The sequence below is a fragment of the Ensifer sp. genome (assembly GCF_031989085.1).
Taxonomy (GTDB): Bacteria; Pseudomonadota; Alphaproteobacteria; order Rhizobiales; family Rhizobiaceae; genus Ensifer.
The window spans coordinates 30,320-43,882 of the sequence record NZ_DALZXU010000001.1; the positions used below are offsets into that span (position 1 = coordinate 30,320).

Here is a 13,563-nt window from a genome sequence, read left to right on the forward strand (position 1 = left end):
GTCGCGCTCACCGGAATGTCTTTCTCGGATCGAAGGCATCGCGGGTCGCTTCGCCGACGAAGATCAGCAGCGACAGCATGATCGACATGACGCAGAAGGCCGTCAGCCCGAGCCAGGGTGCCTGCAGGTTGGATTTGCCCTGCGCGATCATTTCGCCGAGAGACGGCGAGCCGGGCGGCATGCCGAAGCCCAGGAAGTCGAGCGAGGTCAACGTGGTGATCGAACCGGACAGGATGAACGGCAGGAAGGTCAGCGTCGCGACCATCGCGTTCGGCAAGAGGTGACGATACATGATCGTGCCGTTGCCGACGCCGAGCGCGCGCGCCGCATTCACATATTCGAAGTTTCGCGCCCGCAGGAACTCGGCGCGCACCACGCCGACGAAACCCACCCAGGAAAACAGGAGCATGATGCCGAGCAGGATGAAGAATCCGGGCGGCAGGATCGCGGCGATGATGAGCAGGATGTAGAGCACCGGCATCGACGACCATATCTCGATGAAGCGCTGCATCAGAAGGTCGGTCCAGCCGCCGAAATAGCCCTGAACCGCCCCTGCCGTCACGCCGATGACGGCCGAGGCGATGGTGAGAATCAGGCCGAAAAGCACCGAAATGCGGAAGCCGTAGATCATGCGCGCGGTGACGTCACGCGCCTGGTCGTCGGTGCCGAGCCAGTTGAGGTTGCCGGCGATGCAGTTGCGGTCGGCCGACCCTTCCGGATAGGCGGAGCAGCGCTCGTCCTTGCTCATCAGCCAGAAGGGCTTGGTCGGCGCCGAATGCGGAATATTCGAGTTGACAGTCTGGTAGGAGTAGCGGATCGGCGGCCAGACCATCCAGCCGTTGGCCTCGATCTCGTCGCGGATGAAATCCGAGCGGAAGTCGGTCTCGGCGAGGAAGCCGCCGAACTTTTCTTCCGGATAATCCACCACCGCAGGAAACAGAATCTCGCCCTTGTAGGAGGCGATGATCGGCCGGTCGTTGGCGATGAACTCTGCAAAGAGACTGAGCACGAACAGGAGCAGGAACAGCCAGAGCGACCAGTAGCCGCGCCGGTTCGCCTTGAAATTCTGCCAGCGCCGTTTGTTGACCGGCGAAAGCCAGCCGCGCGGCGGGGCTGCAGCCTGCGTGGGGGCAGTGGTGACGATGCTCATCACACGTCCCTCCGCTCGAAGTCGATGCGCGGATCGACCCACGTATAGATGAGGTCGGAGAGCAGGCTGACGAGCAGGCCCATCAGCGAGAAGATGAAGAGCGTCGCAAAGACGATCGGATAGTCGCGCTTGACGACGGAATCATAGCCGAGCCGCCCCAGCCCATCGAGGGAGAAGATGTATTCGATCAACAATGAACCGGTGAAGAAGGCGGAGATGAAGGCGCTCGGGAAGCCGGCGATGATGATCAGCATGGCGTTGCGGAAGACGTGACCGTAGAGCACCTGACGGTCGGTCAGCCCCTTGGCGCGCGCCGTCGTCACATATTGCTTCTTGATCTCGTCGATGAACGAATTTTTGGTCAGCAGCGTCGTCGTCGCGAAGGCCGAGAGCAAAAGCGTAATCAGCGGCAGCGTCATGTGCCAGAAATAGTCGAGGATCTTCTGCCACCAGGGCAGGTCCCAGAAATTGTCCGAAACGATGCCGCGCAGCGGAAACCAGTCGAGGAACGATCCGCCGGCAAAGACCACGATCAGCAGGATACCGAACAGGAAGCTGGGAACCGCATAGCCGACGATGATGATGCCGGATGTCCAGATGTCGAAGGTCGACCCGTCGGACACCGCCTTCTTGATGCCGAGCGGGATCGAGATGGCGTAGGAGAACAGCAGGATCCAGAGGCCGAGCGAGATCGAGACCGGCATCTTCTCCTTGATGAGGTCGATGACCGAGGTGTTGCGGAAGAAGCTCTCGCCGAAATCGAAGCGGATGTAGTTCCACATCATCGTGCCGAAGCGCTCGAGCGGCGGCTTGTCGAAGCCGAACTGCTTCTCGAGCTTGGCGATGAATTCCGGATCCAGCCCCTGGGCGCCGCGATACTGGCCGCCCTGGTCGCCGCCCGCCTGCATCAGGTCGCCGCTGCTGCCGCTCAAGCGGTCGGAGCCGCCGGCGTTGGTGAGGTCCGAGATCACCTGTTCGACCGGTCCGCCGGGGGCGAACTGGATGACGGTAAAGGAAATCGCCATGATGCCGATGATCGTGGGGATCATCAGAAGCAGGCGACGCAGGATATAGGCACCCATCAGGCCAGCCTCTCGATCGACGTGTTGCCGGTGGCCCGGACCCGCGAAGCGTCGGCGTGCGCCCTATTGTGTCTCAATCCTCACGTCTCCTTGCGGCTGTCGGGCCCAGCTCGGGCCTATATTCGATTTCAGTGATTCGTTTTTCTGCATTTGGAATCGAGACGGCTTCCAAGCGCAAGGGCTTCATTTGGCCGTGGCGTTTTTCGACCACCAGGCATCCGGGAAGCCGGTGCCGTAATAGGGCAGCTCCTTCGGGTGGGCGAGGTGGTTCCAATAGGCCACGCGGATGGCTTTTGAATAGAAAAGCGGGACGACGTACTGATGGGCAAGAAGGACGCGGTCGAGCGCCCGCGTCGTTGCGATCAGTTCCTCGCGATTGGGCGCGAAGATGATCCTGCGGATCAGCTCGTCGATCGCCGGATCGGCAATGCCGGCATAGTTCCTCGATCCCGGCTGGTTGACCGAGCCCGAGCCCCAGTAGTCGATCTGTTCGTTGCCCGGCACCAGCGTCTGGGCCCAGATGCCGTAGATCATATCGTAGTCGAAGCTTCTGACGCGGTTGGTGTATTGCGAATCGTCGACGGTGCGGATGCGGGCGTCGATGCCGATTTTCTTGGCGCTGTTTATGAACGGCGTGACCGTGCGCTCGAAGGACGGGTTGGACAGAAGCAGCTCAAAACCGAAGGGTTCGCCGGTCTTGGTATTGACCAGGCGGTTCCCCTTGAGCTCGTAGCCCGCCTCCTTGAACAGGTCGAGCGCCTTGCGCAGGTTGGTGCGCACTTTCTGCGGATCGCCGTTGATGGGGTTCACGTAGGGCGTGGTGAAGACCGAGGCCGGCACCTTGTCCTTCAGTTCCTCGAGGATTGCCTTCTCGCGACCTTCGGGAAGCTTGGAGGAGGCAAGCTCGGTGCCCCAGAAATAGCTGTCGACCCGCTGATAGGCGTTATAGGCGAGATTGCGGTTCAGGTCTTCGAAATCGAAGACATAGTTCAGTGCCTCGCGTACCCGCTGATCCCTGAATTTCTCGCGGCGCATGTTCGGCACAAAGGCCTGCATGACCCCCGTTGCCCGCAGCGGGTTTTCGATCTCCTCGCGGATCACCCGGCCGTCCTTCATCGCCGGAAAGTCGTAGGCGGTTGCCCAATGGCTCGCGCTGCTGTCTCGATAGAAATCGACGTTGCCGGCGCGAAATGCTTCGAATTCCACGTTCCTGTCGCTGAAGAAGGCATAGCTGATCGTGCGGAAATTGTACTGGCCGACATTCACGTTGAGGTCCTTGCCCCAATAGTCGTCCCTGAGTTCGAAGCGGATGGATCCGCCTGCCTGGAACGAGGCGATCTTGTAGGGGCCGGAGCCCATCACCGGTTCCAGCGTCGTGCGGGAGATATCGCGCTTGTTGCCCTTTTCGTCCTGTCCTTCCCACCAGTGTTTTGGGACGATCGAGAGCTGGCCGAGAATGTTCGGCAGTTCGTGGTTGTTCTTCTCGTCGAAGCGGAAGGTAACATCGCGCTCGCCGGTCTTTTCCGCTGCAACCACGTGGCGGTAATAGTTCGACAGGAGCGCATTGTGCTCCTTCACCATGTTGAGGGAGAAAATGACGTCCTCAGGCGTCACCGGCTTGCCGTCCGCCCACTTGGCCTCCTCGCGCAGACGAAACGTCGCCGACGAGATGTCGTCGGGATAGGAGACGCCCTCGGCAAGCAGGCCGTAGGACGTGGTGATCTCGTCCTCGGCGGATTTCAGCAGCGTATCGAAAACCAGGGACGCAACGCCGGTCGCTGCCTCGCCCTTGGAAAGGATAGGGTTGAAGGTGTCGAACGTGCCGCTTTCAGACAGCCTGAGCTCGCCGCCTTTCGGTGCATCCGGATTGACGTAATCGAAGCGCGCAAAGCCATCTGCGTATTTGAGCTTGCCGATCGACGACGTGCCATGGTGCCAGACGGGCTCTTCTTGCGCATTCGCTGCAGGGGGAAGGAAAAGAAGTGCTGTCAGAAGCGAGGCCGCCAGGCCAGGTTTCACGGTCCTGCAGAAGTTTGGCATCCAGCCGGTACCCCTTATATTTCAAGGTTCTTTTGCCAGAGAATAGGCGAAATCGGGGCAAATGACAGGCGCCGCCGCAAATCAGGCGAAATTTTTGCGTCACATCCCGGTGATTGACAAGGCTGAGGCAACGACCACGGCTTAGGATAGGGGTTCATCGGGTACGGCGCGCCTCGCGTTGGCCGCGATGTCTGCGGAACATGAACGGGACGAAATTGATGGTTGCTCCACTTCGACGTTGCGGCTCGGCGCTTCTGGCGCTTTTGCTCGGCACGAGCGTCCTGATCGCCGATGGCGCAAGGGCCGATGAGACGCCGGCAAAGGCGCTGTTCGGCGCCAAGGCCTTGCCGGCGCAGATGGCGCCGTCGTCCTATGGTTTTTATGCCAAGGGCTGTCTTGCCGGCGGCGTGGCGATCCCGACGGATGGTCCGACCTGGCAGGCGATGCGGCTGTCGCGCAACCGGCGCTGGGGTCATCCGCAGATGATCGCGCTGATCGAGCAGTTTTCCCACGATGCCGCCGAAAAGGTCGGCTGGCCCGGGCTTCTGCTCGGCGATATCTCGCAGCCGCGCGGCGGCCCGATGGTATCGGGCCACGCCTCCCACCAGATCGGTCTCGATGCCGATATCTGGCTGACGCCGATGCCACAGCGCACGCTGACGGGCCGCGAGCGCGAGGACATCTCCGCGACGTCGATGCTGCAGAAGAACAAGTTTCTGACGGTCGATCCCTCGATCTGGACGCCTGCGCATGCGCGTCTGATCATGCTGGCGGCGAGCTACCCGCAGGTCGAGCGGGTCTTCGTCAATCCGGCGATCAAGAAGAAGCTCTGCGACACCTGGAACGGCGACCGCTCCGCGCTCGGCAAGGTCCGGCCCATCTACGGGCACGACTACCATTTCCACATCCGCATCAAATGCCCTGAGGGGTCGACCACCTGCAAGGATCAGGCGGCCGTTCCGGCCGGCGATGGCTGCGACAAGTCGCTCGCCTGGTGGTTTACAGACGAGCCCTGGGCAAAGCCGAAGAAGAAGCCGGACGAAAAGCCGGTGAAGCCGAAGGTGACAACCATGGCCGATCTGCCGAAGGCCTGCACACTGGTGCTGAACGGCCCGGCGCCCGCCTCCGAGCGGGACGCGACGTTCGGCATGGCCTATCGCGCCGCCGCGCCGGCACCCGCTGAGCAGGGTATCGAGCAGGTGATCGGCAACGCGGCGACGGATCTGCCGCCATCGGATGTTCCCGTACCGCTGCCGCGCCCGGCGCTGCAGTAGCGGTCCGGACTGGCGCCTTTTCAATCCCGCCACGCTCATGTATACGGCAATCAAATCGATTTAAATTTGATGGCGGGGAGATGGCATGGCGGATCGGAAATGCGTGGCCCTGATCGCGCACGATCAGAAAAAGGACGATCTGGCGGCCTTTGCCAAGGCAAACGAATCGGTCTTTGCGCAGTGGAAGATCGTCGCCACCGGAACGACCGGGGGCCGCGTTCTTGACGTTTGCCCCGGCCTCGACATCACGCGGCTGAAAAGCGGTCCGCTCGGCGGCGATCAGCAGATCGGCGCGATGATCGCAACCGGCGATATCGAGCTTTTGATCTTCTTTGTCGATCCGTTGACGGCGATGCCGCACGATGTCGACGTCAAGGCGTTGATGCGGCTTGCGATCGTCTACGATATTCCGATGGCGCTCAACCGCGCCACGGCCGAGCAGTTGATCGACTTCAACCACAACTGATATTGCATAACTCCTGGGATCGGATCCGATCTCAGGAGTTATGCGGCAGCTTAAGTGCTGCAGCGTCCCTTGCGCGTCATGTTCGACGCGCGGCACTGCAGCGAATTCGAAACCAACGGCGACGATCAGGATGGACAGTGCGATGCCCGGTGCGAGTGAGAACAGCTTTTCCTTTCCGATCCTGATCGGCGACATCGGCGGCACCAATGCGCGCTTCGCTTTGCTGCTCGATGCCTTCGCCGAGCCGAAGCAGTTGCCGCCGATCAAGACAGGCGATTTCGAGACCATCGAGGAAGCGCTGCAAAAGAGCATCCTCGACAAGACCTCTGTCCAGCCGCGCTCGGCGATCCTCGCCGTCGCCGGCCCGATCAAGGGCGACGAGATCCCGTTGACCAATGCCGGCTGGGTGATCCGCCCGAAGGACATGCTGACGAGCCTTGCCCTTGAGGACGTGCTGATCATCAACGATTTCGAAGCGCAGGCTCTGGCCGTCGCGGCGCCGGCTGCCGAAGATCTGGTGCAGATCGGCGGCGGCAACGTACGCCCGCTGACATCCCGAGTCGTTCTCGGCCCGGGCACGGGCCTGGGCGTTGGCGGCCTCGTCTTTGCGCAGCACACCTGGTTTCCGGTGCCGGGCGAAGGCGGGCATGTCGATATCGGTCCGCGCACGGAGCGCGACTTTCAGATCTGGCCGTTCCTGGAGCCGATCGAAGGGCGCATGGCCGGCGAGCAGATCCTGTGCGGTCGCGGGATCATGAACCTCTATCGGGCCGTTTGCGCCGCCGATGGCGAGGAGGCCGTGCTGACCGATCCTGCCGAGGTCACCACGAGCGCGCTTTCCGGCAGCAATCCGACTGCGGTGGAAACGATATCGCTGTTTTCGACCTATCTCGGCCGTGTGGCCGGTGACATGGCGCTGATCTTCATGGCGCGTGGCGGCGTTTTCCTGGCGGGCGGCATTTCCCAGAAGATCCTGCCGGCGCTGCAGAAGCCGGAGTTCCGTGCCGCCTTCGAAGACAAGGCGCCGCATTCCGCGCTGATGGCGACCATTCCGACCTTTGCAGTCATTCATCCCATGGCGGCCCTGTCCGGTCTGGCGGCATTCGCTCGCACACCGAGAGACTTCGGTGTTGCAACAGAGGGACGCCGCTGGAGAAGCTGAAGGCGGCGACGCGCGCAAAGACTCGCCAAAGCCGCATCAAACCACTATAGAGCCCGGGAAAGGTAGCGTCGACTTCCGATGCACCGCACAGGCTCAGGGAAAACAGGCTTTTTGAGCGCTAAAGATAAAACTCACCACGCTGTCGATACCGACACCATCAGCGGGATTCTGAAGCGGGTCATCGCGGAAAACGGCCGCGATCACATCCGTGGCTACCTCTTTGCCATTTCCTGCCTTGTCGTCGTCGCCGCGACCACCGGCTTTACCGCCTCGATCATGGAAACCGTGATCAACGAAGCCTTCGCCAACAAGAATGCCAGCATCGTGCTGCTGGTCTGCGGCTCGATTTTCGCGGCCTTCGTTCTGCGCGGTTTTGCCACTTACGGCCAGGCCGTTGCCTTGTCGAAAATCGGCAACAACATCGTCGCGCGCTACCAGAAGCGGCTCTACGCGCATCTGATGGCGCTGAGCATCGGCTATTTTAGCGAGACGCGCTCGGCGCAGCTTGCGGCACAGATCAGCCAGAACGTCAGTGGTATCCGCGACGTGCTCAATCTGACAGTCACCTCGATCGCGCGCGATCTGTTGACCCTGATCGGCCTGATCGGCGTGATGTTCGTCAAGGATTGGCTGCTGTCGATCATCGTGTTCGTCACGGCTCCGCCGCTGCTGCTCGGCCTGCGATATGTTTCCAAGCGGCTGCGCGCGGCGACCCGGGAAGCCATCGATGTGAACAGCCGTGTTCTCGGCGCCATGCAGGAGACGATCCAGGGCATTTCCATCGTCAAGGCTTTCACGATGGAGGGCGAACTGCGTGGCAAGGTCGATGCGATCGTCGAGCGGGCGGAGAACCGTGCCAACCGGATTGCGCGCCTGAGCGAACGCACGGCGCCGATGACCGAGACCTTTGCGGGTCTCGCCATCTCCAGCGTGCTTGCCTATTCCGCGTTTCGCGCGATCTACAACGACGTTCCGCCCGGCGCCTTCTTCGCGTTCGTGGTTGCCCTGTTGATGGCCTATGATCCGGCCCGGCGGTTGGCCCGGCTCCAGGTTTCAATGGAGCGCGCCGCGGTTAACGCCCGCATGGTCTACGAGATCCTCGATACCGTCCCGCATCAGCGCGACAAGCCCGACGCAAAGCCGATCGACTTCAAGGACGCGACGGTCGAGCTGCGCGACGTCAGGTTCCGTTATGCCAATGGCGACGAGATCCTCAAGGGCGTCAGCTTCGTCGCCGAAGGCGGCAAGACCACCGCGCTTGTCGGCCCTTCCGGGGCCGGGAAGTCGACGGTGATCAGCCTGGTTCCGCGCTTCTACGATCCGACTGCCGGTCAGATCCTGATCGACGGACAGGATATCGCCGACGTGACCAAGCAGTCGCTGCGCAGTGGTATCGCCTATGTCTCGCAGCAGCCTTACCTGTTCGAAGGCTCGATCCGCGACAATATCCGCTACGGCCGCCCGGAGGCCACGGACGCCGAAATCGAGGAAGCCGCGCGTCTTGCCTATGCGCATGACTTCATCCTGACCCAGCCGCAGGGATATGACACGCCGGTAGGCGAGAACGGGGTCACGATGTCTGGTGGCCAGCGACAGCGCCTGTCGATCGCTCGCGCGCTGGTGCGCAACGCACCGCTCCTGCTTCTCGACGAGGCGACCTCGTCGCTCGATACCGAATCGGAAGCGGCAGTCCAGAAGGCACTGGACGAGGCGATGCACGGACGCACCGTGATCGTCATCGCCCACCGTCTTTCGACCGTCGTCAACGCCGACAAGATCATCGTCATGAAGGACGGGCTTGTCGTCGAGGAAGGCCGGCACGAGGATCTTGCGCGCTTGCAGGACGGTCTCTACGCTCGCCTGCACAATCTCCAGGGCAAGGCCCCAGAGGCGTCTGTCGACGCCGCAATCTAGTCATGAGCCGGAAGGAAATGCGCCGATGAGCACGACGGAGATGAAGCTTGTGGTCGTCGGCGCGGCTGGCCGGATGGGCCAGACGCTGATCCGCGCGGTCCATGGCATGGAGGGGGTTCGCCTGCATGCCGCCATCGAACGACCGGGCTCGCCCTTCCTCGGGCGGGACGCCGGTGAGCTTTCCGGCCTCGGTTCGATCGGCATCGCCGTCACCGACAAGCCACTCGAAGCCTTCGTCGAAGCGGAAGGCGTGCTCGATTTCACCGCGCCAGCCGGCACGGTCGAGTTTGCCGGTCTCGCCGCACAGGCGCGCATCGTGCATGTCATCGGCACCACCGGCTGCGGGGCGGACGACGACGCGAAAATCCGCGCGGCTGCCCGTCATGCCCGCATCGTCAAATCGGGCAATATGAGCCTCGGCGTCAACCTTCTCGGCGTGCTCACGGAGAAGGCGGCGCGTGCGCTTGGCCCGGCCGCCTGGGACATCGAAATCCTCGAGATGCATCACAAGCACAAGGTCGACGCCCCCTCCGGGACAGCATTGCTTCTGGGCGAGGCGGCCGCCAAGGGACGCGGCATCGCGCTGTCGGAACATTCCGTGCGCGTGCGCGACGGTCACACCGGCGCCCGCGCCGAGGGCACGATCGGTTTTGCGACGCTGCGTGGCGGCTCGGTGATCGGCGAGCACTCGGTGATTCTCGCCGGGGAAGGCGAACAGGTGACCCTGTCCCACAGCGCCACCGACCGCTCGATCTTTGCCCGCGGCGCGGTTACCGCGGCGCTCTGGGCACGGGACCAGAAGCCCGGCTTCTACTCCATGCTCGACGTTCTCGGGCTCAACTGACACCATCTCTATCGTTTCAAGGGGAAAATATATGAGCGGCACTCTCGTCCTCGTCCGGCATGGCCAAAGCGACTGGAACCTGAAGAACCTGTTCACCGGATGGCGCGATCCCGACCTGACCGAGCTTGGCGTCGAAGAGGCCAAGGCAGGCGGCCAGGCGCTCGCCGACTACGGTATCAAGTTCGACATCGCCTTCACCTCGTCGCTGATCCGCGCCCAGCGCACCTGCCAGTTCGTGCTCGATGCCGTCGGCCAGCCGTCGCTCGAAACCATTCGCGATCAGGCCCTGAACGAGCGTGACTATGGCGACCTCTCCGGCCTCAACAAGGACGATGCCCGCGAAAAGTGGGGCGAAGAGCAGGTGCATATCTGGCGCCGGTCCTACGACATCCCGCCGCCGGGCGGCGAAAGCCTGCGCGACACGGGCGCGCGCGTCTGGCCCTACTACCTGACGGAAATCCTGCCGCGCGTTCTCGCCGGCGAGAAGGTCCTGGTCGCCGCGCACGGCAATTCGCTGCGTTCGCTGGTCATGGTTCTCGACCGCTTGAGCAAGGAAGAGATCCTCAAGCTCAACCTCGCGACCGGCGTGCCGATGGTCTACAAGCTCAACGCCAATTCGACCGTCGCTTCCAAGGAAGTGCTCGGCGACATGTCGGCTGCCCACTAAGCTGACATGCATCAATAAGAAAAAGGGGCGCATCGCGCCCCTTTTGTCGTTTTCAGGCCTTGCCGGCTTCCCAGCCGAGGATCGCGCGCTTGCGCGTCAATCCCCAGTGATAACCGGTGAGAGCGCCGCTCTTGCCGACCGCCCGATGGCAGGGAACGACGAAGGAGATCGGGTTGGCACCGACGGCCGCTCCGACGGCGCGCGAGGCAGTCGGCTGGCCGATCTCGCCGGCGATGGTCGAATAGGTCGTCGCGCGTCCAAGCGGGATCTTCAAGAGCGCCTGCCAGACCCGGATCTGGAAGTCGGTGCCGATCAGGAAGATGCGCAAGGGCTGGTCTGCACACCAGCGTTCCGGATCGAAGATGCGGGCGGCATACTGCGCCGTCGCCGCGCTGTCTTCGACATAGCTCGCGTTCGGCCAGCGATGCGCCATGTCCTCGAAGCTCTCCTGCTCGCCGCCGCCATCGGCAAAGGCAAGGCCCGCCAGTCCCCGTTCGGTGATCATCACCAACGCGGTCCCGAAAGGCGAGGGGTGGTAGCCATAGCGGATGGTGATGCCGGCGCCGCGGGCCTTCCACTCGCCCGGCGACATCGCCTCATGGGTGACGAAGAGATCGTGCAGCCGGCTCGGGCCGGATAGCCCGACCTCGATGCTGGCCTCCAGAAGTGGCATATCTTCCTGACGCAGCAGCCGCTTGGCATGATCGAGCGTGACCGCCTGCAGGAAGGCCTTCGGGGAAAGTCCGGCCCAGCGGGTAAAAACCTTCTGCAACTGCGTCGGCGATTGCTTGAGCCTGCGCGCGATCGCGTCGAGCGATGGCTGCTCGCGATACTCTTCGGTGAGCATCTCGATCACGTTTCTCACCGTGTCGTAATCGGTGCCGCCAGGCGTGATATCGGTCGGGAGGGTTGTCGCTATGTTCATCGGTCATCTCCTGTCATGACACAGGTAATCATGGTGCTGGTGTCGTCGCCACCCGAAACTTGATCGGCCTTCGTCAGCGCCGGCGCACGGTGGCAAGCGCCCCGGAGAAGGCCGTGGCAAAGGTTTCGCGATCGTCTCGGTTGAGGAAGGAGCCTATGTCCGTGTGCCGTCCGCCATCGCTTACGCTCATCGAGACGATGCCGATCTCCTGGTGTCGCGCGATGTTGAAGCGTGCCCAGAACGGATTGAAGCGATGCTCGACCATCCGCCCCGATGGCGTGAACTTGCGCACGGAAACGTCGGTGCGCGAAACGCGCACCTCTTCGCGCGCGCGCGCCGAGCGATAGTTCAGCCAGAACGCGCCGAACAGGAGGGCAAAGTCCAACCCGAAGAAGAAGACGATCGGCCAGGCGCCGATCACCATGAAGACGACCGCATGCACCAGGCTCAGCAGCCCGGCGATCAGAAGAAATACCTTGAAGCCCCTGAAACCGAGCGAGCGGTAAGGGGTCAGTTCGGCGCTGAACACCGGCGCTTCGCCGGCGGGCGTCTGGTCGTTGCCATCGGTCATGACCATTGACTATAGATGCATCATGAAAAACGTGAAGCCGAAAGTGCCGGGCAAGCCCGCGAAAACGAAGTCAGCGGCCGGCCGGCGCACCGGCAAGGCGGTGGGCGTCTACAGCCGCGAGGAAATTTCCGAGATCTTCCGGCGCTTCTCGATCCAGCGGCCGGAGCCGAAGGGAGAGCTCGAGCACGTCAATCCCTTCACCCTGGTGGTGGCCGTTGCCCTGTCGGCGCAGGCGACCGATGCCGGCGTCAACCGGGCGACGCGCGCGCTCTTTGCCCTTGCCGATACGCCGGAAAAGATGCTGGCGCTCGGGGAGGAGAAGGTCCGCGAGCACATCAAGACCATCGGCCTTTTCCGCAACAAGGCGAAAAACGTCATCGCGCTCAGCGAAAAGCTGATTACCGATTTCGGTGGCGAGGTGCCGCGCACCCGCGAAGAACTGGTGACCTTGCCGGGCGTCGGGCGCAAGACCGCCAACGTCGTTCTATCAATGGCCTTCGGCCAGGCGACGATCGCCGTCGACACCCACATCCTGCGCATCGCCAACCGGCTCTGTCTGGCACCGGGCAAGACCCCGGACGAAGTCGAAGCCAAGCTCTCGCGCATCATTCCCGACGAATATCTCTACCATGCGCATCACTGGCTGATCCTGCATGGCCGCTATTGCTGCAAGGCGCGCAAGCCGGAATGTGAACGCTGCGTCATTGCCGACATCTGCAAGTCACCGGAAAAGACCTTTGACATCCCGGCGCCGCTGGTCGAGCTGCCGCAGCAGGTTCTACCCGTCGCCGGCTGACGCCGGAGCTTCGCTCAGGTGGCAATCAGGCCGTCGATCAGATCGCCGATTGCTCCGGCATAGAGATCCGTTGCGCCGCCTTCGGCAATTTCCAGCGCTGCGCGATCGAAGGCGGCAGACAGCAGCGTCGCTGTTGCCTTGAGCACGGCCGGATGCAGGGTTTTCGGCGCCATTGCCTCAGCAAGGCCCTCTTCCAGTGTGCGCTGGGCATGTGCCGCATCGATCGCCGCCATCTCGCGCGTGCCGAGCACAGCCGGACCGTCGAGAATGAGGATGCGAACCCTGCCCGTTTCGGCCATCGCCTCGAAATAGGCTCTTGCGCCGGCCAGGAGCGCCTGGCGCGGTGTCAGGCCATCGAATGCGGCCGCTTCGATCTTGGCGGCCACCGCGGCGGCCTCCCGCTCGGCAACGGCACGAAACAGCGCCTTCTTGTCTTCGAAATGATGGTACAGCGCGCCGCGCGTCATGCCGGCGGCAGCCACGATGTCGGGCGTCGACGTTTCCGCATATCCCTGCGCCACGAACAGACCGTGCGCGGCGTCGAGGATCGCAGCTCGGGTCGTATCGGAGCGCTCGCGGTTGGAGCGGCGGGGCGATTCCATTTGCATACATTCAGCCTGTATGTTAATTAAAATATACATGCAGATTGTATGATAATGTGACCATGAGGAA

Annotated in this window: 13 protein-coding genes; 7 read left to right on the forward strand and 6 right to left on the reverse strand. The window is 62.5% G+C overall.

Annotation, left to right across the window (positions count from 1 at the left end; translation table 11 throughout):
• Nucleotides 1-7: 7 nt before the first annotated feature.
• The 3 genes from RTP54_RS00150 to RTP54_RS00160 all read right to left on the reverse strand — a co-directional run bounded on the left by RTP54_RS00150 (nucleotide 8) and on the right by RTP54_RS00160 (nucleotide 4,272).
• On the reverse strand, nucleotides 8-1,150 hold the full coding sequence (locus RTP54_RS00150) for an ABC transporter permease (RefSeq protein WP_112809376.1): 1,143 nt from the start codon (nucleotides 1,148-1,150) through the stop codon (nucleotides 8-10).
• Entirely contained in the window at nucleotides 1,150-2,232 is a 1,083-nt protein-coding gene (locus RTP54_RS00155) for a microcin C ABC transporter permease YejB (protein ID WP_112809375.1), read from the reverse strand. Before RTP54_RS00155 ends, RTP54_RS00150 begins: the two co-directional genes overlap by 1 nt.
• 183 nt (nucleotides 2,233-2,415) lie before the next feature.
• The gene (locus RTP54_RS00160; protein ID WP_112834278.1) at nucleotides 2,416-4,272 is read right to left on the reverse strand and encodes an extracellular solute-binding protein; all 1,857 of its coding nucleotides are present in this window, start codon (nucleotides 4,270-4,272) and stop codon (nucleotides 2,416-2,418) included.
• Between the two features lie 200 nt (nucleotides 4,273-4,472).
• On the opposite strand from RTP54_RS00160, the gene mepA reads away from it, so the two are divergent.
• The 6 genes from mepA to RTP54_RS00190 all read left to right on the forward strand — a co-directional run bounded on the left by mepA (nucleotide 4,473) and on the right by RTP54_RS00190 (nucleotide 10,599).
• A complete protein-coding gene (gene mepA / locus RTP54_RS00165) occupies nucleotides 4,473-5,546 on the forward strand; it encodes a penicillin-insensitive murein endopeptidase (RefSeq protein ID WP_409517080.1) in 1,074 nt (357 codons plus the stop codon).
• Between the two features lie 85 nt (nucleotides 5,547-5,631).
• A complete protein-coding gene (locus RTP54_RS00170) occupies nucleotides 5,632-6,012 on the forward strand; it encodes a methylglyoxal synthase (protein WP_112809372.1) in 381 nt (126 codons plus the stop codon).
• Between the two features lie 142 nt (nucleotides 6,013-6,154).
• Nucleotides 6,155-7,174: a glucokinase gene (locus RTP54_RS00175; RefSeq protein ID WP_312359883.1), complete on the forward strand. Its 1,020-nt coding sequence runs from the start codon at nucleotides 6,155-6,157 to the stop codon at nucleotides 7,172-7,174.
• Nucleotides 7,175-7,285: 111 nt separating this feature from the next.
• Nucleotides 7,286-9,088: an ABC transporter ATP-binding protein gene (locus RTP54_RS00180; RefSeq protein WP_312359886.1), complete on the forward strand. Its 1,803-nt coding sequence runs from the start codon at nucleotides 7,286-7,288 to the stop codon at nucleotides 9,086-9,088.
• Nucleotides 9,089-9,113: 25 nt separating this feature from the next.
• Nucleotides 9,114-9,932 (forward strand): 4-hydroxy-tetrahydrodipicolinate reductase, encoded by an 819-nt coding sequence (gene dapB, locus RTP54_RS00185; RefSeq protein ID WP_112809370.1) that lies wholly within the window; start codon nucleotides 9,114-9,116, stop codon nucleotides 9,930-9,932.
• 31 nt (nucleotides 9,933-9,963) lie between these two features.
• Complete coding sequence (locus RTP54_RS00190; RefSeq protein WP_112809369.1) at nucleotides 9,964-10,599, forward strand: 2,3-bisphosphoglycerate-dependent phosphoglycerate mutase; 636 nt, start codon at nucleotides 9,964-9,966, stop codon at nucleotides 10,597-10,599.
• 52 nt (nucleotides 10,600-10,651) lie between these two features.
• Here the strand turns inward: RTP54_RS00190 and RTP54_RS00195 are convergent, their stop codons facing one another.
• Nucleotides 10,652-11,524 carry a methylated-DNA--[protein]-cysteine S-methyltransferase gene (locus tag RTP54_RS00195; RefSeq protein ID WP_112809368.1) on the reverse strand — a complete coding sequence of 291 codons (873 nt, stop codon included), beginning with the start codon at nucleotides 11,522-11,524 and terminating at the stop codon, nucleotides 10,652-10,654.
• 73 nt (nucleotides 11,525-11,597) lie between these two features.
• The gene (locus RTP54_RS00200) at nucleotides 11,598-12,095 is read right to left on the reverse strand and encodes a DUF2244 domain-containing protein (RefSeq protein ID WP_112809496.1); all 498 of its coding nucleotides are present in this window, start codon (nucleotides 12,093-12,095) and stop codon (nucleotides 11,598-11,600) included.
• A gap of 22 nt (nucleotides 12,096-12,117) precedes the next feature.
• Between RTP54_RS00200 and nth the strand changes: the two genes are divergently transcribed.
• The gene (gene nth, locus RTP54_RS00205; protein ID WP_312359897.1) at nucleotides 12,118-12,891 is read left to right on the forward strand and encodes an endonuclease III; all 774 of its coding nucleotides are present in this window, start codon (nucleotides 12,118-12,120) and stop codon (nucleotides 12,889-12,891) included.
• 14 nt (nucleotides 12,892-12,905) lie between these two features.
• Here the strand turns inward: nth and RTP54_RS00210 are convergent, their stop codons facing one another.
• Nucleotides 12,906-13,499, reverse strand: a complete 594-nt coding sequence (locus RTP54_RS00210) for a TetR/AcrR family transcriptional regulator (RefSeq protein ID WP_112817941.1) — start codon at nucleotides 13,497-13,499, stop codon at nucleotides 12,906-12,908.
• Between the last annotated feature and the right edge of the window lie 64 nt (nucleotides 13,500-13,563).

Excerpts from the sequence above, each read along its gene's own strand:
- RTP54_RS00150 (WP_112809376.1), bottom strand. The coding sequence starts at position 1,150 with ATGAGCATCGTCACCACTGCCCCCACGCAGGCTGCAGCCCCGCCGCGC.
- RTP54_RS00155 (WP_112809375.1), bottom strand. The coding sequence starts at position 2,232 with ATGGGTGCCTATATCCTGCGTCGCCTGCTTCTGATGATCCCCACGATC.
- RTP54_RS00160 (WP_112834278.1), bottom strand. The coding sequence starts at position 4,272 with ATGCCAAACTTCTGCAGGACCGTGAAACCTGGCCTGGCGGCCTCGCTT.
- mepA (WP_409517080.1), top strand. The coding sequence starts at position 4,473 with ATGAACGGGACGAAATTGATGGTTGCTCCACTTCGACGTTGCGGCTCG.
- RTP54_RS00170 (WP_112809372.1), top strand. The coding sequence starts at position 5,632 with ATGGCGGATCGGAAATGCGTGGCCCTGATCGCGCACGATCAGAAAAAG.
- RTP54_RS00175 (WP_312359883.1), top strand. The coding sequence starts at position 6,155 with ATGCCCGGTGCGAGTGAGAACAGCTTTTCCTTTCCGATCCTGATCGGC.
- dapB (WP_112809370.1), top strand. The coding sequence starts at position 9,114 with ATGAGCACGACGGAGATGAAGCTTGTGGTCGTCGGCGCGGCTGGCCGG.
- RTP54_RS00190 (WP_112809369.1), top strand. The coding sequence starts at position 9,964 with ATGAGCGGCACTCTCGTCCTCGTCCGGCATGGCCAAAGCGACTGGAAC.
- RTP54_RS00195 (WP_112809368.1), bottom strand. The coding sequence starts at position 11,524 with ATGAACATAGCGACAACCCTCCCGACCGATATCACGCCTGGCGGCACC.
- RTP54_RS00200 (WP_112809496.1), bottom strand. The coding sequence starts at position 12,095 with ATGACCGATGGCAACGACCAGACGCCCGCCGGCGAAGCGCCGGTGTTC.
- nth (WP_312359897.1), top strand. The coding sequence starts at position 12,118 with ATGAAAAACGTGAAGCCGAAAGTGCCGGGCAAGCCCGCGAAAACGAAG.
- RTP54_RS00210 (WP_112817941.1), bottom strand. The coding sequence starts at position 13,499 with ATGCAAATGGAATCGCCCCGCCGCTCCAACCGCGAGCGCTCCGATACG.